Source organism: Brachyspira murdochii DSM 12563 (genome assembly GCF_000092845.1).
In the GTDB taxonomy this organism is placed as follows: Bacteria; Spirochaetota; Brachyspiria; order Brachyspirales; family Brachyspiraceae; genus Brachyspira; species Brachyspira murdochii.
Genome location: NC_014150.1, coordinates 1,547,924 through 1,570,694, shown reverse-complemented (window position 1 = coordinate 1,570,694; position 22,771 = coordinate 1,547,924). Strand labels below are relative to the sequence as shown.

Genomic DNA, 22,771 nt, shown 5'->3' with positions numbered 1-22,771 from the left:
AAACGGAGCAGTAAATGAAATTTGTATCTTTTGTAGAATGGAATAACACAGAATCTATCGGCATATTAAGTAAGGATGAAAAAAAAGTAATAGCCATAAATGAAATAATACCTGACTTTAAAGCAAATGATAATCCTATGATTAAGTTAATAAAAATGATGAATGATGATGTACTAAAAAAATTAAGATATGCTGAAGAGAATTGTCCCCGTTCTTATTCGCTTGAAAATGTACAGATACTTTCGCCTATAAGAAAACCTATTCATGATATTATATGTGTTGGGGTTAATTATAATGATCATTTATCTGAAATAAAAAAAGATATGAAAGATTTTAAAGAAGTTAAAGCACCTGTATATTTTTCTAAACGTGCTATAGAGATTATAGGGCTTGGGGATAAAATAAAAGGAAGATTTGATTTAGATGAATGCCTTGATTATGAGGTTGAGCTTGCTGTTATTATTGGTAAAACTGCAAAAGATATAAAGGCTGAAGAAGTTAATGACTATATATTCGGATACAGTATTTTTAATGATATATCTTCTAGGGATATACAAAAATGCCATTCTCAGTGGTATAAAGGAAAAAGTTTAGATGCTTATAGTGCTATGGGACCTTGTATAGTTTATAAAGATGATATAAAATTCCCGCTTGAAGTAAAAAGTATTTTAAATGATGAAGTAAGACAGGCATCAAATACGAAATATATGATACATAATATAAATTATTTGGTTTCGGATATATCAAAAGGTATGACATTAGAAGCGGGCGATATTATAGCAACAGGCACTCCCGGAGGAGTGGGAATGTCATTTAATCCTCCTAAATATATGAAGCATGGAGATAAAATAACATGTTCTATAGAAGGGATAGGAGAGCTTATAAATTTTGTAGAATAAAAAATGCAGTTTTTATATATTTTTTAATTTAAAGCGGCAATATTTTAGAAGTTGATATTATAATTAGTATTATTTAATACTATTTATTATTTTCAGTATAATATCTATAGTGAAAGCCTAGATAAAAATTAAAGTATTTTTATAAAATAGATTTAATAGCATCTGTAATTTTTTAAAAATTACAAAATAGTTTTCAAACAAGCCTAATATTAAAAAATTATATTTGGCTATTTTGTTTTTCAAGCTCTTCATATTTCTGAAAATCTTTTAAGGCTTCTTCATCTTTGTTTAAACTTTTTTTAATATTGCCTCTTACAAAATAAACGAATGAATTGTCTGGATTAAGTTCTGCTATTTTATCAAAGTCTTCAATACCTTCATCATTTTGGTTTAGACCGAGTTTTGAAAGACCTCTGTGATAGTAAGCATCTATATAATTAGGATTTAATTCTATAGTTTTATCAAAATCTTTAATAGCTTCCTCATATTTATTTAATCCCAATTTTGATACTCCTCTATACATATACGCTTTAGCATAATTAGAATCTAATTCTATAGCCTTATCAAAATCTTTTACAGCCTCTTCATATTTTTTTAGCAGATTTTTAGAATGTCCTCTATATAAGTAAAACTTTGGATAATTTGGGTCTAACTCTATAGCCTTGTCAAAATCTTTTATAGCTTCTTCATTTCTTCCCATAACTAATTGGGATACTCCTCTGTAAAGGTATGCTTTAGCTTTATTTGGATCTAATTCTATAGCTTTATTAAGCGTTTTTAATGCATCTTCAAATTGTTTTTTATTATAGTAATTAACACCTTCTATATAGTAATTATCAAATGATTTATTCAGATTATATTCTTTTAATTTTCTATCTGCTTCTTCCAATGCTTTTTTAGCTTCGATATAGTTGGGATTAAGTTCTAATGCCTTTTTATAATCTTCAATAGCTTCATCATATAGGTTCAAATCTGTTTCTACATCTCCTCTATGTTTATAAAGTTCTGTTTTATAGCTTTCAAAATCTTCTTTTGAAAGCGAAATTAATTTATCCAAAGATTTTAAATACTTTGCTGAATGCTTATATATATCATTAACAAAATTTTCATTATAAGAAAATGTTTCTAATTTATTTATATAAATATCTGCTGTAAAAGATGAGTTTAGATTTTCTATATATTTATTAAACTCATTAAAGCTAGTATAATTTTCCATATCTATAGTATTTAAAAAATCATTTGCCTTATCAGCATAATTTTTTAATTCTTCTGCATCAGTATTAATTTCATTTAATATATTTCTGCATTTCTCAATATGCTTAGTAAAAAGATATTTAATAATTTCCATATATTCCTAAACCTCTTTTTAATACTTTAAGATATTACTGTACTTATCCACTTTGATAGCTCATCAGGTGTAATAGCTGCAACTTTAGCCCCCATTTTTGCAAACTGTTTTGCTGCCTCTTTATCATAACTTGCATTAGCATTATAGTCCAAAGCTGGAAGTACAAAAAGTTTTGACCTTGATTCTATTATATCATTAGCACTTTTGTACATATGTTTATAATTATAGTCGTATAAATCACTTATAAGAAGAACTATTGTTTTATCGGGTACAGTTGTGATTTTTTTAGCATATTCTAAAGCTAATGATATATCAGTACCGCCTCCTAATTGCACTTTAAACAATACTTCTATAGGATCTTTAACTTGATCTGATAAATCTACAATAGATGTATCAAATATTACAAGTTTTACAGACAAATAGGGAATATTAGAAAATATAGAAGCCATTATCGAAGAATATATAACTGAATCAAGCATAGAACCGCTTTCATCTATAAGTATTATTATATGCCAAGGATTATACTTTTTTATATTTTGATTGAAGTATAATTTATCAACAAAAATGGTTTTATCTACGATATTATAATTTTTAAGATTATTACGTATTGTTTTTTTTATATCAAGGTTTTTGAATATTTTATTTTGTGTTGTAGAGTTAGGAAGTTTTTTTCCATAAAATACTTTTTTAATATCGCTTTCCATTTTCTTTTTAATATCTTCAACAACTTTTCTTACTATACCATAAGCAAGTTTTTTTACATTGCCGTTCATCATATCTTTAAAAGTGAGAACATTTTTTAAAAGCTCCATATTAGGTTCCATTTCTTTTAAAATATCCTCATCAGTTATCATCTCTGTAAGCTTATATTTTTCTAATGCCTGAGTCTGCATTATTTCAACAGTTTTTTTAGGGAACAATTTTTTTACTTTAGAAACCCAAGATGGAATAGTTAAATTGCTTTTTCCTCTTCCGCCTCTATTTTTATCATTTTCAAAGTCGGCATAGCCTGCTTCTTTACTGTATTCTCTGTCATATAAAAAGCCTAATGCTGAATCTATTTCAGTATATTCACTGTCAAGTTTTAAATTATCCTCGGCAAAACTTCCTAATATTAGACGCCATCTATTTAAATTTTGTTTATCATCTCTTATATTCATATTATTATAATATAAATAAATATATAAAAAATCAATATTCTTTATAAGTTTATTTATTTTGATTTTTTTATACTTTTTAATTAATAATTTTTTCATTTAAGGTTTTACAAAACGCACGTAGAAGAAATTTTTTTAATATAGTTTGATGAACAAATATAATTTATTTCATATATAAGAATAAGTTTAACATGCGTTAATTTTTATAAAAATATTAGCCATGCTATTGATTTTTTTTATTGTTATGCTATAATTTTAACACTTAAAAAACGCGGGCGTCGTATAATGGTTATTACCTTAGACTTCCAATCTAAAGATGACGGTTCGATTCCGTTCGCCCGCTCATAATTTATTTTATTTCTTTAACTCTCTATATAACAAATAATTTTTTATTACTATCTTCTTTACAATATTTTTGGTTTTTAATTAGTCTATACACTTATGGAGATTCATGTATGAGAAAAGGATTAATGTTTAAATTTTTAAGCATATTTTCTATATTTTTATTTATTGCTTTTTTTGCATTTTATATATTTTATAAGCCAGTTTATAAGTCTAAATTCTTGAATGAAAAATATTTTCAGACCATAAATGCTAAAAATGAAACAGAAGGCTATATAAGAGAAATAAAAAATACAGTTAATCTAATAGTTAATAATTTAGAAGCAAATCCTGATTTAATAAGTTTTGGAAAGTTTATTACAAATGTAGAAAAATCTAATGATGGGTATTTAAATATGTACTTTGGAGATACTGTTCCATATTCTGAAGGAGGCATATATATAAATACTTTAGAAGAATATCCACGTACTTATAATCAGACTTCAAGACCTTGGTATATAGATGCACTTAAAACTAGAGATATAGTAATAAGTGATCCATATATAGATTTTGCAGTTAATGAGCTTACAATTACATTCAGCAAGGCAATATATACAAACGGCAGTTTAAAAGGAGTATTTGCTATAGACTTTATAAATATGAATAAAATCATGGAGGACGTAAAGAAGCATTTTAACGGAAGTTTTTATATAGTATCAGAAAATGGTATATATATGACACATGAAAAAAGTGATTATGTCTTAAATGAAAATAATAATTTATTTAAAGATCCTATGTTTGCTGAGTTTAAAGGAAATCTCACTTCACATATAGGCGAAATAAAGATAAAAGGTAATGAATGGTATGCTATAGAAAAAACAGATAATGCTCCTTGGGTTTTGATATTTAAAGGCGATGCTAGTATAGTTCATAATCAGTTTAGACTTTTGATGCTTGCTGTATTTATTGTTATGCTTCTTATACTTCTTTTGGAATGGCTTCTTGTAGGAAAAATAGTTAAGCCTTTAAAAAATACTATAAAAATAATAGATTTAATGAAAGACGGTAATTTTAATAGCGTATTCGATAAAAATGATTTAGCTTTACAGGATGAGTCTGGTCATTTGGTTAATTCTGTTAATGATATGCAAAACAAAATATCTTCAATAGTTTCTGGAATAAAAATGCATATGTCTTCTATTAATAATTCAAGCGGTCAGATATCAAACGGAATAGATAATTTATCAGATAGAACTTCATCACAGGCAGCAGCTATAGAAGAGGTAAGCGGTTCTATAGAAAGTTTGTTTTCCTCAATATCGGATACTTCAAAGCATACTAATGATGTAAAAGATATGAGCAATAAAGTAGCTGAAGAAACAAAGGCAGGAGTTGAAGCTGTAACTCAAATTTCAAATAATATGCTTGATATATCAGAATCGAGTAAAGAGATATCAGATATTATTAAACTTATACAGTCAATAGCTTTTCAGACTAATATATTATCTCTTAATGCCGCAGTAGAGGCAGCACGTGCCGGTGAGCAGGGTAAGGGATTTGCCGTTGTTGCTTCTGAAATACGTTCGCTTGCACAGAATGTTAATGATGCGGCTGGTAAGATTACTGATATAATAGAAAATACTGTATCCAAAATAGAGACTGGAAATGAATCTGTAAAACATTCTCTTGATGTGCTTTTAAATATAGAAAACTCAGCAAAAGAAGTATCTAATGTTCTTGTTGATTTGCATAATGCGGTATCTGATGAAGAGGGAAGTGTTAAGGAAATTGCTCTTGCTATGAATGAATTAAATAAAATTACTCAGGAAAATGCTAATCTTGTGCATGACAGTGCTGTACTAGGAAGAGAAGTTGCTGACGGAACTGATAATGTTTATTCAGAACTTGAATATTTCAAACTTCATGTTTAAAATATAATAGGGCTTTTTTAAGAGCCCTATTAATAGTATTTTTTAATTATTTTTATTTGTTAAGCTAGTATTAAAAAAATCTGCTAGTTTATCAAAAGGTATTAAATCTGTTCTATCATATAGATCAACATGATTAGCATTAGGTATTATGATTAACTCTTTTGGTTCTTTAGCTTTTTTATACGCATCTTCGCTGAAATATCTTGAATGAGCTTTTTCTCCTGCTATAAAAAGCATTGGTCTTGGTGATATAATGTCAATATTCTCTAAAGGGTAATAATTCATTAAGCTGATGCTGCTTATAACAGACATAGCAGTTGTGGCACGAGGGTGAAAACCTCTCTTTGTACGATAATAACTGTAGAACTCTTTTACTATATCTGGAGCGTTTTCATCTATATTTTCAGGAGTACCTATTTGAAATTGTTTTTCTCCGCCATTATATTCATTCCATCTTTGCATGGAAACTGCTTCAATCATTTTTTTTCTGTCTTCATCAGTTAAAGAATCATACATTCCGTTTCGTGCTACTCTTCCCATATCATACATACTTGCTGCAGCTATTGCTTTTATTCTGCTGTCAATTTTAGCTGCACTTAAAACAAAACTTCCGCTTCCGCATATTCCTATAGCTCCTATTTTGTTTCTGTCAACATAGTTTAATGAACCTATAAAATCTACTGCGGCACTAAAATCTTCTGCGAATGCCTCCGGTGAAGCTGTATAATGAGGAGATCCTCCGCTTTCCCCATTGTATGATGCATCAAACGCTATAGCAATAAAGTCTCTCTCTGCCATAGCCTGAGCATATACTCCGGCAGCCTGTTCTTTTACTGCTCCGTACGGACCTCCTATAACTAATGCCTTATATTTTTGATTGGTATTAATATTTACAGGTGTGTATAAGTCAGCTGCTATATTTATACCTAGTCTGTTATAAAATGATACTTTTTTTACATTTATTTTATCGCTCTTTTTAAAAGTTTTATCCCATTGTAATGTATTGTTCTGTGCCATGATGCTTCCTATAGGAAAAAGCATATATGCTGAAAATAATAAAGCTCTTTTTAAAATATTTTTAAACATTATAATATCCTCCGTTTAATTGTTATAGTCATAGAATATAATAATTAATAAACTATAGCAAATATTTATTGATTATGAATATATATACTTTTTAGGTATTGATTAAAAATGAATAATTTTGTATTATTATAAAAATAAAGGAGATTTAAATATATGGAAGTAAGAGCTTTAAAATATTTTTTAACTACAGTAAGAGAGGGAAACATCACAAAGGCAGCAAAATATCTCAATTTAACACAGCCTAATTTATCACGTCAGATAAACATTCTAGAAAGAGATATAGGACATAAATTATTTGAAAGAAAACATAATAATATAGAGCTTACTCCAGAGGGTATTTTACTTAAAAAAAGAGCTGAAGAAATATTAAATATGATAGATAAAACAAGGGCTGAGTTCAATTTTACTGATGAATTAATAGCAGGCGATATATTTATAGGGGCAGGGGAGACTTGGGCTATTGCATTGCTTGCCTCTATTATGCGGGATATGCAAAAAGACTATCCGCATATAAGATATAATATTTACAGCGGAAACTCTGAAGATATTACAGAGAAGCTCGATAAAGGATTATTAGATTTCGGGGTATTGATAGATCCAGCTGATTTGTCAAAGTACGATTATTTAAAAATGCCTGCAAAAGATACTTGGGGGCTTATTATGAGAAGAGATTCAAAGCTGGCACAAAAAAAGTATATAGTAAAAAAGGATATTCTTAATATTCCTCTAATAGTATCAAGACAGACTATTCAAGATGAGATGAAAAATAATGATTTTTTAAGATGGTTAGGAGTAAGTTTCAGCAGTTTGAATATAACAGCTACTTATAATCTTATTTATAATGCCCTGATTATGGTACGAGAGGGTATGGGTTATGCTTTTGCTTTAGACAGACTTATGGATAATATGCATAATGAAGATATATGTTTTTTACCTTTAAAGCCTAAATTGGAATCTGGGCTTAATGTTGTATGGAAGAAAAATCAGGAGTTTTCAAGGGCTTCAAAAATATTTTTGGAAAGAATGAATAAAAGTTTTTTGTAAGATATTTGTTATTAAATTTTCTAATTATAAAGCTATATAATTCTCCAAACAGTATAGCATGAATAAAGTTACTATTGTTATTGGAAAGGCTATTGAGCTTAAAGGCAGTATTGATGAGGTTTATAAGAGAATTGATAAATATAGCTATAATATATAGTGATTAAATATACTGTATAGAAAATGATTCACTTGACAAATATTATTTTTATGCTAAAATTTATATAGAGGAAATTTATATATTTCCGATATATTTATAAATATAAAGGAGGGATTATGTATTCTAATAACACAAAAGAAGAAAAAAAATTACTTAATCTCGCTTTGAAACATAGAGAAGAATTAACTCAAAATGATTTTAACACTATCGTAAGTTTTTGCTATAGCAGAATAGCACAAAAACAAATTAATAATTCTATAGAAAAATATATAATTCCTACATATAATAAAATAATCAAAAGAGCAATAGAAAAGTAATATGTCTAATAATAAAAATAATAAAGATAATTCTAGTAAAGAACAAAACCAAAATATTATTGATAAAAATGCTAAAACTTCAATAATAAACGGTCAGATAAAAAGAACTCTATCTATGGTTATGCAATCTTCTAACCCTATAGTAAAATTATCTGAAAAAAATATAGATAATATGATAGAAGTTGAAAAAGAAACTATAAAATGTAAAAATGATGACAGAAAAGATGAGAGAAAATTTATTTTGATTCTAGCAATATCTTTAACTGTAATTTTTGTATTATTAATATTATCAATACTCATTATTTTTAAAGATAATACTGAATTTTTAAAAATAGTTATTCCGCCAATTATAAGTTTTGCTGTAGGTACTATAGGCGGAGGATTTGGCGGATATGGTGTAGGTTATAGAAAAGGTAGAAATTCTGATGAATAATATTTTTATAATATAAAAATAAATACTTGTTACTAAAAATTATTCATATTTTCCTTATGCTTTTAAATATTTAGAAGAACTTGAAATTGATAAAAATAGTTAAATTTCAAACATATATGACAAAAACTCCCAAGCAAATTAATACTTGAGAGTTTTATTAGTTAATGATAATAGCTGTATATTATTTTAGATTGGCATTAAAAAACTGTGTTATTTTCTCAAAAGGTATTTTTGACATGTCATCATATAATGAAACATGGTCTGCATCTTCTATTATTACTAATTCTTTATTATTTCCAGATATTTCATTATAAACATCTTCAGAATAATATCTTGAATGTGCTCTGTCGCCTGCTATTAAAAGTACAGGAGTAGTATCCAAATCCCCAAGATTATCCATCAAATTAAAGTTCCAGAAAGAAAAAGGCATAGTAGCAGTCCAAGAAGTAACGAAGTTTATCGCACGAGGGTGATAAGCTCTTTTTGCATAATAGTTGTAAAATGCAGCAAATACTGGGTCTGCATTTTCTGGAAGCTCTTCAGGTACAACCATTGCAGAAGCCTGTATATTATTATTTGCATCGAAAGTAGGCTCATGATTACCTAAAGCATAATTTCCATTTTCAGCATCTTTCCAACGCTGCTCGCTTAAATACTCTCTTATTTTTCTTCTTTGCTCTTTTGTATAATAGTCTTGATGTCCTTTGCTCATATCTCTTGACATATCATACATTGAAGCTACAGCAACAGCCTTAATTCTAGTATCAGTACCAGCAGCAGTTATAGCCATACCAGAAAGTCCGCATATACCTATTGCTCCGATACGGTTTCTGTCTACATAATCAAGAAGCCCTAAATAATCTACAGCAGCACTGTAATCTTCTGTGAATATATCAGGTGAAGCATTGTTTCTAACTTCTCCCCCGCTTTCACCTGTAAAAGATGGGTCAAAAGCTAATGCTACAAAACCATTGACAGCCATTTCCTGAGCGTATAAACCAGATGCCTGTTCCTTAACTGCTCCGAATGGTCCAGACACTACCAATGCAGGATTTTTTTTGTTACTGTAGTCTTGAGGCAAATATAAATGTCCTGCTATCTCTATACCATAGCGATTTTTGAATCTTACTTCTTTCATTTCAATATTTGTGTAAACTGTGAATACTCTGCTGTCCATATTATCTCCTTTTTGTGAATTATTATTTTGTGTGCTGTTATTATTACAAGAAATTATAAATGCTAGTAATAATAAAATTGATGATATTGTTTTTTTCATATTTTCTCCTTTATTTTAATTTTTTATTTAATTTGCTATTTTTAATCTATTTATTTCTTTTATAATTTTAGCAGGCATACCTCCTACTATCACATTTGAAGGCACATCTTTATTAACCAAAGCTCCTGCTGCTATTATAGAATTATCACCTATAGTTACTCCAGAAAGTATATGTACCCCTGAACCTATCCATACATTATTTCCAATTACTACTTTTTTTGGGTAAGTTATACTTCTGTATTCTACTTCTATTCCATGATTGAGTGTTGAAATAGTGGCATTCATTCCTATAAATACATTATCTCCTATGACAATGCCTCCTCTATCCTGAAAAGAACAGCCGCAGTTGAAAAATACATTCTTTCCTATCTTTATGTTCTTTCCAAAGTCAGTATAAAATGGAGGAAAGCATGTGAAACTTTTATCTATTTTTTCTCCTGTAAGCTCTTCAAATAATTCTCTTACTTCATCTGTAGTATGATATTTATTATTGATTTCCATAGTGATTTTTATTGCATTTTGTGAGCATTCATATAAAAGCGGTGATAATTCTTTATCTTCGCTTGATATGGGATTGCCCTCTTTGCAGTATTTAATAAACTCTTCCATATTCATTTTAGTTTTTCCTTATGTTTTTGATTTATTTGTATTTTACAGAAAAATTAAATTATATCAAATAATTATGTGTTATATATTTTTATACCTAAAAAGTATAATTTTATTATTTAGATTAATAAATATAGTTAATATTATATATTATTGATTAATTTGATATTAATATATATAATGATATTTAAAATAGTTTGGGGTATAATAGTGAAATTAGAAACAATAGAAAATGGATTTATTCCTATTAATGAGTTATCAAATAAAAATTTTTTTATACCAAGTTATCAGAGAGGTTATAGATGGGATAATGAAGTAAATGCTTTATTAGGAGATATTACAGATTTTATTAATTATAAAGAAAGTGATAATGATTTTTATTCTCTACAACCCATAGTTGTAAAAAAATATAAAGATAAATATATTGTTATTGATGGGCAGCAAAGATTAACAACTATTTTTTTAATAATTAAATATATTCAAAATCAATCTTTCTTTTCAATAGAGTATGAAACTAGAAAGCAATCCTCCGAATTTTTAGAAAATATTCAAAGTAAAAAAGAAAATGATGCTAAAAATATTGATTTTTATTATTTTTTTCAGGCATATAAAAATATAAGTGATTTTTTCAGCAGTAAAGTTAATAAGAATAATTTTTATAATATATTACTTAATAACTGTAAAGTATTGTGGTATGAAATATCATATGATGAAAAAGAGGAAGATGTTTTTATAAGACTCAATATAGGAAAAATTCCATTATTAGATGAGGAAAATATCAAAGCATTATTTCTTTCAAAAAGTAATGGTATTGAAAATATAGATGAAATAGCTGAAAAATGGTATGACGAAGAAAAAGAATTAAGATATAATAATGATTATAGATATTGTGTATTAAAAAAGATAGATGAGAGATATATAACAAAAGAAAATAATACATTAAATGATGATTTTTTGAGGATTCGAGTATATCTTGAAGCTATTATGAAAAATAAAAATTATTCTATATTTGAATATTTTTATAAGTTATATAAAGAAAATAAATTAAAAGAAACTTGGGAAAATTTAGAAAGCTGTATAGATACATTAAACAGTTTTTCATCAGATCAAAATGGTATTGGTGAAGAGAGAAATATTTTCCATTACATTGGTTTTCTTATATTAAATAATATAATGGATATTAATGATATTTATAAAATATGGATAGAAGATAAGAATAAAATAAATTTCTCTTCATCTCTCAAAAAATCAATAGAAGATAATATTAGTTTATTTAAATCAATTAAGGATAATGATTTTGAAGAAGATTTACGGGAATTAAATTTTAATGATAAAAATCATAAAAAAATAATTTATAAAATACTTGTTTTATTTAATATAGCTTATTTATTAAAAGATGAGGGATCTCATAAGTATTTTGAGTTTAATAGATTTCAATTAGAACAGTGGAGCATCGAACATATTTATGCTCAGAATTCAAAGAGTATAAAAGAAGATATAAAAAATAAAGATAATGAAAAAATTATTTATTGGTTAAAAGAAGTAAGCAAATATTGTGATGAACTAAAACCAAAAATAGAAGAATTAATAAATAAAAAAAATCCATATAATGAGAAACTGTTTGATGAAATAGATAATTATTTCAAAGATGAAGATTCTTTGAATGGTATAGGCAATTTATGTTTATTAGATAAGCAATCAAATATTAGAATAGGAAATATGATTTTTAGCAGCAAACGTTTGGAAATAGAAAGATTAGGTCAGCAGGGTAAACTTATTCCAATATGTACTAAACTTGTATTTGAAAAATTTTTTTCAGATAAAATAAAAAACAAAGATTATTTTTTAAAAGAAGACAGAGAGTATTATATAAAAGCTATTATTGAAAAATTACAAATATTTTTCAAACAATAATCTAATTGGAGAAAAAATCATGAATATAAATAATTTAAAAAATTTATTAAATGAATATAATGTTGTTATTCCTATGCTTCAAAGAGATTATGTACAAGGTAAAAAATCAAAAATTAGTATAGCCGAATCTTTTTTGCGTAATATATTTGAGGTTCTTGAGGGTAATCAAAATAAGTTACATATAGATTTTATTTACGGATATTTAGAAGATAATAATTTTATACTTATAGATGGTCAGCAGAGAGTAACAACATTATGGCTTTTATATTTAATTATATATAAAATTAATAATGATTTTGATAATATAAAGGAATTATTATCTAATTTTTCATATAGAATAAGAGAAAGTTCATATAAATTTTGTAAAAACCTTATAAATAAAGAATTAAAGTTAGATGTAAATCCCAAAGAATATATTTTAAATAGCACAGGCACTTTTGGCAAAACTGATGAATTAAACAATGATCCTACTATAAAAGCTATGCTTAATATGATGGATTTAATTTATAAAAAAATAGAAGATAAAGATACTCAAACATTGAATAAATATAAAAATAATTTAGATAATATTACTTTTTCTATTTTCAATATGGGTGAATATGATCTAGGTGAAGAATTATATATAAAAATGAATGCCAGAGGAAAGCAATTAAGTAAGTACGAAAATCTTAAAGCATATATAGAGAGTGATTTAAATTTAAAAGAACATTATGATTTACTTGCAAGTATAGATAATTTATGGAGTGATTATTTTTTTGACATAAAAAATAAAGACAAATTTGATAATAGAGCCTTATCTTTCTTATATTATTCTGCTTTGTTTTTTCATATCGATTCAAATATTTCTAATAAAGATTTAATAAATTATTTGGATAGTAATATTGAAATTATAGATCATAGCTTTTTTAGTATACTAAAATTATATAAGAATATTAAACTACTTAATAATGCTATTGAAGTATTATATAAATATAAAGATATTTTAAATATTAAAATATTTGATGATATAAAATTATTAAGAAAAGATATATGCTACTTTTATGCTTTCTTATTTTTTATAAAAAAATTAAATAATGATAATTTTGATAAAAAGATATTTAATGATTATTACAGAGTATGCAGACATTTTATAGAAAATCATAGATTGGATAAACCTGAACATATTAAAAGTTTTTATGATTTATTTGCTGATTTATCTAATGGATATAGTGATATATATAAATATTTATCTTGTAAATCTAAATTGAGTTCTTTTCATACAGAAATATATGAATTAGAAATAAAAAAAGCTAAACTAATTTTAGAAAGCAGATATGGTGGGGATAATTGGGAAGACATTTTGAATAAAACAAGCGATAATAATTTTTTAGTTGGCTGGGTAGGATTTCTATTAGATTTTAGTAAAAAAAATAATAAAGAAGATTTTGATAAATTTACAAAGTATACTAATTTAACAATTGAAATTATTGATAGAATAATAAAACAAGATGGTTTTCTAAATTTATTTCAAAGAGCTTTGTTAATTTTTGGAGATTATGGATTTTATTCTAGAAATTATTATTATTATTATGGTAATATACCTCAAGTAAGTGTATACAGAGACAGAGAGGCGTGGAATTGGTTACTGTCAGGATATAAAAATGATTTTGGAAATAAAAATTATTTAAAACAATTATTTGATAAAATAATTTTGCATAGAGAAAATGATATTGAAAAAGCACTAATATCAATTATAAATAATGCAAATTTAAAAAATAAGTTATGGTTTGAATATTTATTGATAAAAGATAAAAAATTATTTGAATATATAGACAAAGAAGAAACATTTCAAAAATGTGGAAGAATAAGAAAACATTTTGATAATAATGATCATATTATAGATTGTCTGCTTCTTCCACCTGCTAAAGGTAAAAGAGAATCAATAGATTTACTATCATATTCTTTCTATTTGTATATCAAAGATAAAGTAGAAGTTTCAGAGTTTAAAGCTGATAAAGTGAAATATGATAAATATGAAGATAATAGAAATAAAAATTCTTACTTTGATATAATAATAAAATCTAAAAACAAAGAAATTATATGTGATAGTATTAATTCTATAATAAAAATAGGAACTAAAAAATATAATATAAATTTGGGCATTGGTTCTGATATTTTTGTTGAATTTAATAGAATATTAAAAGAAGCAAAGTTAATAAAATAATTTTAATGAATTTGATTTTTTTATTTTTATGTACCATACTATAAGTAGGCGGTATTATATACTGAAAATACAAATGGAAAAGGATTTGCAATAATGATAGAAAATTTCATACCTAATAAAAAAGTATTCGTATTTGATACTAATGTGATACTTCATGATTTTAAGTCAATATTTTCTTTTGAAGAGACAAATATAGTTATACCTATTACAGTATTGGAAGAGGTTGATAAGTTCAAAAAAGGAAGCGATACAATCAATTTTAATGCCAGAGAGTTTATAAGAGAGCTTGATGTTATAGTAGAGAAAAATGAAGAGCTTCAGGGAACCAAAGATATTTTTAAAAAAGGTGCTTTGCTTGATAATAAAAGTAAAGTATTTATAGATGTTAATAATGAAGAGAGAGATGATTTTAAAAAAATATTTTCAAATAGTATTCCAGATCATAAAATACTATCATGTGCCTATAATATAAAATGTGAAAATCAGCGTGTCATTCTCATAACCAAAGATATTAATATGAGAATGAAGGCTAGAAGTTTAGGTATTGACACACAAGACTATAATACTGATAAGATAGAAAAATTATCATCATTATTTACAGGTATAGAAAGTATATCAGGAGATAATGCACGCATTTATATAAAAGAGCTTAATGAGAACAAAGAGATAGCAGTAAAAGGAGAACATTCCATATATCCAAATACATATTTCTGCTACAGAGTAAAAGAAGATGATGAGGCAGTAATAGGCAAATATAAAGATGATACAAAAACAATAGTTCATGTTGATACTAATATTGATGCCTACGGAATAAAGCCTAGAAATGAAGAGCAGGCTATGGCTTTGGACGTTTTACTTGATAATGATATACCTCTAGTAACAATAATGGGTAAGGCAGGTACTGGTAAAACTCTTCTTGCACTTGCAGCTGCTTTAGCCAAGAGAAGAGAGTACAGACAGATACTTTTAGCACGTCCTGTAGTTGCACTTTCTAATAAAGATTTGGGTTTTCTTCCGGGTGATATTAATAGCAAATTAGACCCTTATATGCAGCCTTTATTTGATAATCTTTCTGTTATACAGCATATTCATTCTGATGATAGTGATGAAAGCAAAAACATAAAAAAAATGCTTGAAAATGAAAAGATAGTTATATCTCCTTTAGCATATATAAGAGGAAGAAGTTTGAATAAAATATATTTTATAGTAGATGAAGCTCAGAACTTAACGCCTCATGAAATAAAAACTATAATAACTAGAGCGGGAGAAGGTACAAAAATAGTGTTCACAGGAGATATTCATCAGATAGACACTCCGTATTTGGACGAAAGAAACAATGGTCTTACTTATTTAATAGACCGCACAAAAGCAGAAGTATTAAGCGGTACTGTAACACTTGAAAAAGGAGAGCGTTCAAAACTTGCAGAGCTTGCTGCTAATGTATTATAAAATTATTTAATATTTATTAACAATTAAAGCATAGAGTGGTATTATATAAATACAGCCATCTATGCTTTTTTATTTTTAACTAAAATTATATTAATTTTTTTACTTAATAAAAAAGTATACCTACAAAGTTATAATTAAATTTATAATAAACTCACCGCACGTAGAATTAAATTTTATAATATAGTAAAATTTTAATTTCAAATAAAATATATATTTTTAATTTCGTTATACGTGCGTTGTATAATATCCCAAATTTAAAAAACGCTTGGGTGGGCAGCCAAAATAACAGTTAAAGCTAAAAAAGAAAAATAACTTATAAATAACAGGTAGTATTAAAAAATTTAGAGGGGGGTGAGAATAAATTTTAAAACTTTACTCTAATCCCCACCCTTTTAGATTTAAAAGCTTTATTTTTTTTATATGTACTTTGATTAAATCCATAAGATAATCACTTCAAAAGCACACCCACCCAAAATGTTATTTAAATTTGCACTTTCATCTACGCACGTAGCATGATATATTTATATATAATACGGATTAGAATTTATAATTAGTTTATATATAAGAATATATTAAACGTGCGTTGAATAGTATTATGAGTTTAAAAAGCACTTGGGTGGGTGCTAACAAATATAAATTGAACTTTTAAATCTAAATAATATTAATATCAAAAAATAATATTAATAAATCTTGGAGGGTGGGAGTTAAAATAAAATTTAAAACTTGATAAATATAGACTAAATTATATAATTTAATCGCTAAAAATTATTTGGAAATATTATGTCAGAGAATATTCGTTGGAAACAGAGATTTTATAATTTTGAAAAAGCTTTTAATTTATTAAAAAGTGTATTTGAAGAAAAAGAAATAAATGACTTATCATTACTAGAACAGGAAGGTGTTGTTCAAAGATTTGAATATACTTATGAATTAGCTTGGAAAACTTTGAAAGATTATTTAGAATATAATGGAAGTTTAAACAATATAGATATTTCCCCTAGAAATATTTTTAAAGAAGCATATTCAGCAAAGATTATCAAAAATCAAGATGATTTTATTGATATGATGTTAAGCCGTAATTTACTTTCGCATACTTATGATTTTATTAAATTCAAAGAAATTATTATCAAGGTAGAAAATAATTATTTAAAAATACTTAATGAATTATATAGTTTCTTTTTGGATAAAATAAATGATTAAAGGATAAATATTAATGCTTGATGAAAAGATAAAAGAAGGTATAAAAAATATATGCAGTTCTTATGGGAATATAGAAAAAGTTATACTGTTTGGTTCTAGGGCAATGGATAAAGAAAAATATAATTCGGATATAGATTTGGCTGTAATAGGAAAGTTTGATTTGCTATTTTGCGAAAGATTAAAAGAAGAATTATCAGAACTTCCTACTCTTTTGAAATTCGATGTGATTTCTTATAATGATATAGAAAATCAAGAATTAATAAATGATATAAAAAATCATGGAAAAATTATTTATAAAAAATAGTATTAATTATATTTGATGAATAATGTATCATTATAGCAGGAAAATATTTCATCATTAATATATTCTATAATCAAGTTTATTTATATATACTTAAACGATTATATTTTGTCAATTTTAGTTTTTTCAATTTTATTGTTTGTGGGGGCTTTACCCTTACGAAGAGCACCACACTTCTTTTGCGACCGTATGGAGTGCCTGTGGTATTGCTGCAAAGAAGCTTATATCCTCGACAAGTTCGGATACGCTTTGCGAAAGATTATATTTTAGCTTAAATTAATAGTTTATATTACATGTAATACAATTATAGTATGATTTAGTACTAATTTTATACTTGCACTTTTTGCAGCGGGAAAAAGTTGCAAAAAAAATGACAAACTTAAAAAATTTCAGTATATATTACAAAGTATTAATTATATTTTTCAAGAAGCTCAACTATATCCTTATAATCTTCTTCTTTTGCCAAATCAAGTGCAGTACGTCCATATTCATCAGTTACAGAAGTATCTGCATTATTTTCTAAAAGTACTTTTGCAGCTTCAAACTGATTAAAACTAGCAGCCATCATCAAAGCAGTCATTCCAAAGTCAGTGGTATAATTAATATCAGCACCATTTTCTAATAACATATTTATTATATTAGTATTACCTCTATAAGCAGCATTCATTAAAGGAGTAGAAGATATATCCGTATGTTCATTTTTTATTTCGCATACTGTATTGGCGTCAGCTCCCTTTTCAAGTAAAAATTTTACCATATCTTCATTATTATAAGTTGAGGCATAAACTAAAGCATTAATGTCGTCATCATCCCTTGCTTCAATATCAGCACCTTTTTCAATTAAAAGATCTGCTATAGCAATATTATGACGACCTGCACTTGCCATAAGTGGAGTAAATCCTGACTCAGTAGTTAAATTTACATCGGCTCCTAAATCTATAAGTTTACGAACAAGTCCTTCATCATAATACATAGCTTCTATTAATGGAGTAGAATATCCTAAAGTTAAATTAACATCTGCATTATTTTCTAATAAATAATTTATGATATCAGTTTGTTTATATTTTATAGCTTGTATTAAAGGTGTTGACTTGGAATATTCATCTATCTCTAAGTTATAATTAACATCTAAACTTTTTGATTCAATTAATTTTTTGATTGTTTGAAAATCTCCTGATTCTATAAAAGATATAATTTCTTTATCTGTGTATGAATAATATTCTGTTTCTTCCGTTTCTTCTGTATTTATTGATGAATTATTTGATTTATTATCTTTATCGTCTGTATTTGATTGTTCTGTTATATTATTATCTGTACTGTCATCTAAATTTATAGTTACTTTATCTGCATTATTATTTAGTTCTTTATTATTGTTAGTATCGTTATTATTATCGTTAGAGCAAGAAAATATTATGGTAGATAGAAAAAGAATTAACAAATATTTCATAATAATATATCCTATAGTCAAGTTTTTATTTATTATATTATAAAAATGTATTTTTTCAAGTTTTATATTAAAGCCCTATAGGGTATGATTTTTTATTGAAATTCAATCTTAGAAAATTTATTTTAAAACCCCGCCCTTTATGTTTATTGTTTTATACTTGAATATTAACTTTATTTGTTTTTTAGTTTATACTTAAAATTTTTAAGTTTGTCAATTTTTATGTTGTTCTTTTTCCAGCCGCACGCTACAGCGGCAATACCATACTTACACTTACAGTGGATTTCGTCAGGTACTCCTTTCAGTCGCAGTACTTCCTTCGGTCGCAAAAGAAGTGGGGTGTTACGAAGTACGCAGAGCGGCACGTCTGTGTGCCATCACAAATAATAAAATTTAAAAAACTAGAATTGACAAAATATATTTGTTTAGGTATATATTAAAAAGTATTAATTATATTTTTCAAGAAGCTTAACTATATCATTATTATCTTTCTTATTATCTTTTGATTTTGCCAGATCAAGTGCAGTCCTACCATCTTCATCAGTTATAGAAGTATCAGCATTATTTTCTAAAAGTATTTTTACTGCTTCAAATTGATTAGAATTTGCTGCATACATTGAATTTGCTGCATACATTAAAGCAGTCATTCCATAATTATTGGTATGATTAATATCAGCACCATTTTCTAATAACACATTTATTATATTAGTGTTTCCGTTATTAGCAGCATTCATTAAAGCAGTATCACCATCTTCATCAGTTATAGAAATATCAGCATTATTTTCTAAAAGTATTTTTGCAGCTTCAAATTGATTATAACTTGCTGCATACATTAAAGCAGTCATTCCATAATAATTGGTATAATTAATATCAACACCATTTTCTAATAACGTATTTATTATATTAGTGTTTCCTTTATAAGCAGCATAAATTAAAGGAGTCATTTCATCAGTGGTATAATTAATATCAGCACCATTTTCCAATAACATATTTATTATATTAGTGTTTCCGTTATAAACAGCATTCATTAAAGGAGTAGGCGGCATATAAATATGTTCATTTTCTATTTCGCATACTGTATTGGCGTCAGCTCCCTTTTCAAGTAAAAATTTTACCATCTCTTCATCATTTAAAGAAACCGCATAAACTAAAGCATTAATTCCGTCAACATTCCTTGCTTCAATGTCAGCACCTTTTTCAATTAAAAGCTCTGTTATAGTAATATCATGGAAGCTTGCCATAAGAGGAGTAAAGCCTGTAAGTTCTTCTTTTAAATTAAGATCCGCATTATTTTCTAATAAATAATTTATGATATCAGTTTGCTTATATTTTATAGCTTGTATTAAAGGGGTTGACTTAGAATATTTATCCCCTAAGTTATAATTAACATCTAAACTTTTTGATTCGATTAATTTTTTGATTGTTTGAAAATCTCCTGATTCTATAAAAGATACAATTTCTTTATCTGTGTATGAATAATATGTTGTTTCTTCTGTTTCATTTGTATTTATTGATGAATTATTTGATTTATTATCTTTATCGTCTGTATTTGATTGTTCTGTTTTATTTATATTATTATCTGTATTATTATTTTGTTCTTTATTATTGTTAGAGCAAGAAAATATTATAATAGAAAGAAAAAGAATTAATAAATATTTCATAAACGATATATCCCATAATCAGGTTTTTGTTAGTATATCATAAAAAGTTTTTTTTTCAATATACTATTAATGAGTTACAATTTTATTTACATTATTAAAATTAAGTAATTCTTCCATTTTTAATATATTAAAGCTAAAAAATATTGTTCTTTAACTAAATAAATTTCAAATTTCTCTTTAAATTCCCGCCCTTTTAGATTGGGTACTTTATTTTTTTAATAGGTTTTAATTACATATGAAATCCTATATTTTTTAAGCACACCCGCCCTAGCTTTTTTTAAATTTGCACTTTACTCTACGCACGCAGCATATAACATTTATATATAATAAAATTAGAATTAAATGATAAATTGATATATAGTAATTGGTTAAGCGTGCGTTGGATAAATATTGTAAATAAAAAACGCTTGGGAGGGTGCTGAAATAGCAGTTGAAGTAAATATATAAAAATAATTTAAAGATAAGATTATAATGTTTAAAAAATTTAGAGGGCGGGGAGTGAAATTCGAATAATATAAAAATTAAGGCTTGAATTAGAATAAAAACTCTAATATCAAGCCCTAATAAATATTAAAAAAATGAGTATACTAAAATGTTTGTTAATATGCCTAATTATTATTTAGCAGCATTTCCTGCAACATTAAGTGAATCCCAAGTTCTAGCAAAAGGCGGAGCATAGCACAAATCAAGCATTCCCAATTCATCTACAGGAATACCAGCATATATGCATGCTGCTATAACATCGCATCTTAATACTGCCCCTCTTTTACCTAATATCTGACCTCCTATAATTTTTCTGCTATCTGCTAAATATATCAATTTTATATGCAAATCCTGATATCCCGGATAATAGTGAGTATGATCCAAATCTTTTACAGTAACAGTTTTGTAGTCGATATTTCTTTTTTTTGCTTCTTCCTCAGTAATGCCAGTTCTTGCAGCTTCAAGTTCGAATGCAAGTATGCAGGCACTTGTTAAACTTCCAGCAAACTTTTCATGTCCGCCAACCAAATTACTAGCAGACATTCTTCCAAGTTTATTAGCACCAGTGGCAAGAGCAGCATAAGTCTGACTGTCAGTAACTCTGTCATATATGCTTGCACAATCACCTGCTGCATATATACCGTCAATACTTGTTTTAGCTTCTCTGTCTACAAGTATAGCTCCGTTATTCATTAGCTCTATTCCAGCATCTTTTGCCAAATCACTATTAGGAACTACTCCTATAGCAACTACAACATAATCAGCATCATATCTGCCTTTATCTGTAACAACTGCTTTAACATTATTATTACTATCAGCTTCTAATGATAAAACTTTTTCATTAAGACGTAAATCAATATTTTCTTTTATGTGTTCTATTACCATATCAGAAAACTCTTTATCAAATTTACCGCCAAATACTCTATCAGAACGCTGTATCATAGTAACATTTTTACCTGTGTGTTTTAAAGCATGTGCTGCCTCTACTGCTATAAAACCAGCTCCCAACACTACAACATTTTTTATATTTTCATCTTTCATTTTCTCTCTCATGTTGATAGCATCTTTAAAATCTTTTAAAGTAGATACATTGCCTATATTGATATTTTCAATATTAGGTATTATTGATTTAGCCCCTGTAGCTATAAGTAAAGAATCATAACTGTCTTCAAACTCTTTATTATTATCTATATCTTTAACCAACACTTTTTTGTTTTTTGCATCTATTTTTAACACTTCATGTTTCACTTTCAAATTGATTCCAGATTTTATTGTAGCTTCAGCACTTCTCGCTATCATAGTATTAGGGTTATCATAAAAGCCTCCTACATAGTAAGGCATTCCGCATGCTCCCCAAGAAACTACATCGGTTTTTTCATATACAGTAATTTCTGCTTCTTTATCCAGTCTTCTTGCTTTGGCAGCAGCACTCATTCCAGCGGCTACTCCTCCTATTATTATAATTTTTTTCATATTTAGAAACTCCTTTATTATATTTTTATCTATATACCCATATATAGTATATTCATTTTATTTATATT

Annotated in this window: 18 protein-coding genes and 1 tRNA gene; 11 read left to right on the top strand and 8 right to left on the bottom strand. The window is 26.5% G+C overall.

Annotated features, from left to right (window positions below):
• Nucleotides 1-14: 14 nt before the first annotated feature.
• Nucleotides 15-899 (top strand): fumarylacetoacetate hydrolase family protein, encoded by an 885-nt coding sequence (locus BMUR_RS06855; RefSeq protein ID WP_013113872.1) that lies wholly within the window; start codon nucleotides 15-17, stop codon nucleotides 897-899.
• Nucleotides 900-1,116: 217 nt separating this feature from the next.
• On the opposite strand, the gene BMUR_RS06850 is transcribed toward BMUR_RS06855, so the two are convergent.
• Together BMUR_RS06850 and BMUR_RS06845 are read right to left on the bottom strand one after the other, a co-directional pair.
• Complete coding sequence (locus BMUR_RS06850; protein WP_013113871.1) at nucleotides 1,117-2,247, bottom strand: tetratricopeptide repeat protein; 1,131 nt, start codon at nucleotides 2,245-2,247, stop codon at nucleotides 1,117-1,119.
• 26 nt (nucleotides 2,248-2,273) lie between these two features.
• On the bottom strand, nucleotides 2,274-3,407 hold the full coding sequence (locus BMUR_RS06845) for a VWA domain-containing protein (RefSeq protein ID WP_013113870.1): 1,134 nt from the start codon (nucleotides 3,405-3,407) through the stop codon (nucleotides 2,274-2,276).
• Between the two features lie 268 nt (nucleotides 3,408-3,675).
• Between BMUR_RS06845 and BMUR_RS06840 the strand changes: the two genes are divergently transcribed.
• Both BMUR_RS06840 and BMUR_RS06835 read left to right on the top strand, forming a co-directional pair.
• Nucleotides 3,676-3,747, top strand: a tRNA-Gly gene (locus BMUR_RS06840).
• 112 nt (nucleotides 3,748-3,859) lie between these two features.
• Nucleotides 3,860-5,656, top strand: a complete 1,797-nt coding sequence (locus BMUR_RS06835; protein ID WP_013113869.1) for a methyl-accepting chemotaxis protein — start codon at nucleotides 3,860-3,862, stop codon at nucleotides 5,654-5,656.
• 42 nt (nucleotides 5,657-5,698) lie between these two features.
• Here the strand turns inward: BMUR_RS06835 and BMUR_RS06830 are convergent, their stop codons facing one another.
• Nucleotides 5,699-6,742, bottom strand: coding sequence for an alpha/beta hydrolase (locus BMUR_RS06830; protein WP_013113868.1), 1,044 nt, complete (start codon nucleotides 6,740-6,742; stop codon nucleotides 5,699-5,701).
• Nucleotides 6,743-6,895: 153 nt separating this feature from the next.
• Here BMUR_RS06830 and BMUR_RS06825 point away from each other — a divergent pair, with 153 nt between their 5' ends.
• The 3 genes from BMUR_RS06825 (at nucleotide 6,896) to BMUR_RS06815 (ending at nucleotide 8,693) form a co-directional block, all read left to right on the top strand.
• On the top strand, nucleotides 6,896-7,786 hold the full coding sequence (locus BMUR_RS06825) for a LysR family transcriptional regulator (RefSeq protein ID WP_013113867.1): 891 nt from the start codon (nucleotides 6,896-6,898) through the stop codon (nucleotides 7,784-7,786).
• Nucleotides 7,787-8,059: 273 nt separating this feature from the next.
• On the top strand, nucleotides 8,060-8,260 hold the full coding sequence (locus tag BMUR_RS06820) for a hypothetical protein (RefSeq protein ID WP_013113866.1): 201 nt from the start codon (nucleotides 8,060-8,062) through the stop codon (nucleotides 8,258-8,260).
• A gap of 1 nt (nucleotide 8,261) precedes the next feature.
• Nucleotides 8,262-8,693: a hypothetical protein gene (locus BMUR_RS06815; protein ID WP_013113865.1), complete on the top strand. Its 432-nt coding sequence runs from the start codon at nucleotides 8,262-8,264 to the stop codon at nucleotides 8,691-8,693.
• A gap of 181 nt (nucleotides 8,694-8,874) precedes the next feature.
• On the opposite strand, the gene BMUR_RS06810 is transcribed toward BMUR_RS06815, so the two are convergent.
• Together BMUR_RS06810 and BMUR_RS06805 are read right to left on the bottom strand one after the other, a co-directional pair.
• On the bottom strand, nucleotides 8,875-9,969 hold the full coding sequence (locus tag BMUR_RS06810) for an alpha/beta hydrolase (RefSeq protein ID WP_013113864.1): 1,095 nt from the start codon (nucleotides 9,967-9,969) through the stop codon (nucleotides 8,875-8,877).
• 27 nt (nucleotides 9,970-9,996) lie between these two features.
• Nucleotides 9,997-10,584: a DapH/DapD/GlmU-related protein gene (locus tag BMUR_RS06805; protein ID WP_008726917.1), complete on the bottom strand. Its 588-nt coding sequence runs from the start codon at nucleotides 10,582-10,584 to the stop codon at nucleotides 9,997-9,999.
• 201 nt (nucleotides 10,585-10,785) lie between these two features.
• Here BMUR_RS06805 and BMUR_RS06800 point away from each other — a divergent pair, with 201 nt between their 5' ends.
• From BMUR_RS06800 to BMUR_RS06780, 5 genes are all read left to right on the top strand, one after another.
• Nucleotides 10,786-12,489, top strand: a complete 1,704-nt coding sequence (locus BMUR_RS06800) for a DUF262 domain-containing protein (RefSeq protein ID WP_222832576.1) — start codon at nucleotides 10,786-10,788, stop codon at nucleotides 12,487-12,489.
• A gap of 19 nt (nucleotides 12,490-12,508) precedes the next feature.
• Nucleotides 12,509-14,692: a DUF262 domain-containing protein gene (locus BMUR_RS06795; protein WP_013113862.1), complete on the top strand. Its 2,184-nt coding sequence runs from the start codon at nucleotides 12,509-12,511 to the stop codon at nucleotides 14,690-14,692.
• A 93-nt stretch (nucleotides 14,693-14,785) separates the two neighbouring features.
• A complete protein-coding gene (locus BMUR_RS06790; RefSeq protein WP_013113861.1) occupies nucleotides 14,786-16,141 on the top strand; it encodes a PhoH family protein in 1,356 nt (451 codons plus the stop codon).
• Between the two features lie 780 nt (nucleotides 16,142-16,921).
• The gene (locus tag BMUR_RS06785; protein WP_013113860.1) at nucleotides 16,922-17,341 is read left to right on the top strand and encodes a nucleotidyltransferase substrate binding protein; all 420 of its coding nucleotides are present in this window, start codon (nucleotides 16,922-16,924) and stop codon (nucleotides 17,339-17,341) included.
• 13 nt (nucleotides 17,342-17,354) lie between these two features.
• A complete protein-coding gene (locus BMUR_RS06780) occupies nucleotides 17,355-17,645 on the top strand; it encodes a nucleotidyltransferase domain-containing protein (protein ID WP_013113859.1) in 291 nt (96 codons plus the stop codon).
• Between the two features lie 406 nt (nucleotides 17,646-18,051).
• Here BMUR_RS06780 and BMUR_RS06775 read toward each other — a convergent pair whose 3' ends face one another.
• The 3 genes from BMUR_RS06775 to BMUR_RS06765 form a co-directional block, all read right to left on the bottom strand.
• Complete coding sequence (locus tag BMUR_RS06775; RefSeq protein ID WP_013113858.1) at nucleotides 18,052-19,089, bottom strand: ankyrin repeat domain-containing protein; 1,038 nt, start codon at nucleotides 19,087-19,089, stop codon at nucleotides 18,052-18,054.
• Between the two features lie 443 nt (nucleotides 19,090-19,532).
• The gene (locus BMUR_RS06770; protein ID WP_013113857.1) at nucleotides 19,533-20,747 is read right to left on the bottom strand and encodes an ankyrin repeat domain-containing protein; all 1,215 of its coding nucleotides are present in this window, start codon (nucleotides 20,745-20,747) and stop codon (nucleotides 19,533-19,535) included.
• A gap of 615 nt (nucleotides 20,748-21,362) precedes the next feature.
• Nucleotides 21,363-22,703, bottom strand: a complete 1,341-nt coding sequence (locus BMUR_RS06765; RefSeq protein WP_013113856.1) for a CoA-disulfide reductase — start codon at nucleotides 22,701-22,703, stop codon at nucleotides 21,363-21,365.
• Between the last annotated feature and the right edge of the window lie 68 nt (nucleotides 22,704-22,771).

What these genes read in the sequence shown, in the direction of transcription:
- BMUR_RS06855 (WP_013113872.1), top strand. Translation starts at nt 15, where the DNA reads ATGAAATTTGTATCTTTTGTAGAATGGAATAACACAGAATCTATCGGC.
- BMUR_RS06850 (WP_013113871.1), bottom strand. Translation starts at nt 2,247, where the DNA reads ATGGAAATTATTAAATATCTTTTTACTAAGCATATTGAGAAATGCAGA.
- BMUR_RS06845 (WP_013113870.1), bottom strand. Translation starts at nt 3,407, where the DNA reads ATGAATATAAGAGATGATAAACAAAATTTAAATAGATGGCGTCTAATA.
- BMUR_RS06835 (WP_013113869.1), top strand. Translation starts at nt 3,860, where the DNA reads ATGAGAAAAGGATTAATGTTTAAATTTTTAAGCATATTTTCTATATTT.
- BMUR_RS06830 (WP_013113868.1), bottom strand. Translation starts at nt 6,742, where the DNA reads ATGTTTAAAAATATTTTAAAAAGAGCTTTATTATTTTCAGCATATATG.
- BMUR_RS06825 (WP_013113867.1), top strand. Translation starts at nt 6,896, where the DNA reads ATGGAAGTAAGAGCTTTAAAATATTTTTTAACTACAGTAAGAGAGGGA.
- BMUR_RS06820 (WP_013113866.1), top strand. Translation starts at nt 8,060, where the DNA reads ATGTATTCTAATAACACAAAAGAAGAAAAAAAATTACTTAATCTCGCT.
- BMUR_RS06815 (WP_013113865.1), top strand. Translation starts at nt 8,262, where the DNA reads ATGTCTAATAATAAAAATAATAAAGATAATTCTAGTAAAGAACAAAAC.
- BMUR_RS06810 (WP_013113864.1), bottom strand. Translation starts at nt 9,969, where the DNA reads ATGAAAAAAACAATATCATCAATTTTATTATTACTAGCATTTATAATT.
- BMUR_RS06805 (WP_008726917.1), bottom strand. Translation starts at nt 10,584, where the DNA reads ATGAATATGGAAGAGTTTATTAAATACTGCAAAGAGGGCAATCCCATA.
- BMUR_RS06795 (WP_013113862.1), top strand. Translation starts at nt 12,509, where the DNA reads ATGAATATAAATAATTTAAAAAATTTATTAAATGAATATAATGTTGTT.
- BMUR_RS06790 (WP_013113861.1), top strand. Translation starts at nt 14,786, where the DNA reads ATGATAGAAAATTTCATACCTAATAAAAAAGTATTCGTATTTGATACT.
- BMUR_RS06785 (WP_013113860.1), top strand. Translation starts at nt 16,922, where the DNA reads ATGTCAGAGAATATTCGTTGGAAACAGAGATTTTATAATTTTGAAAAA.
- BMUR_RS06780 (WP_013113859.1), top strand. Translation starts at nt 17,355, where the DNA reads ATGCTTGATGAAAAGATAAAAGAAGGTATAAAAAATATATGCAGTTCT.
- BMUR_RS06775 (WP_013113858.1), bottom strand. Translation starts at nt 19,089, where the DNA reads ATGAAATATTTGTTAATTCTTTTTCTATCTACCATAATATTTTCTTGC.
- BMUR_RS06770 (WP_013113857.1), bottom strand. Translation starts at nt 20,747, where the DNA reads ATGAAATATTTATTAATTCTTTTTCTTTCTATTATAATATTTTCTTGC.
- BMUR_RS06765 (WP_013113856.1), bottom strand. Translation starts at nt 22,703, where the DNA reads ATGAAAAAAATTATAATAATAGGAGGAGTAGCCGCTGGAATGAGTGCT.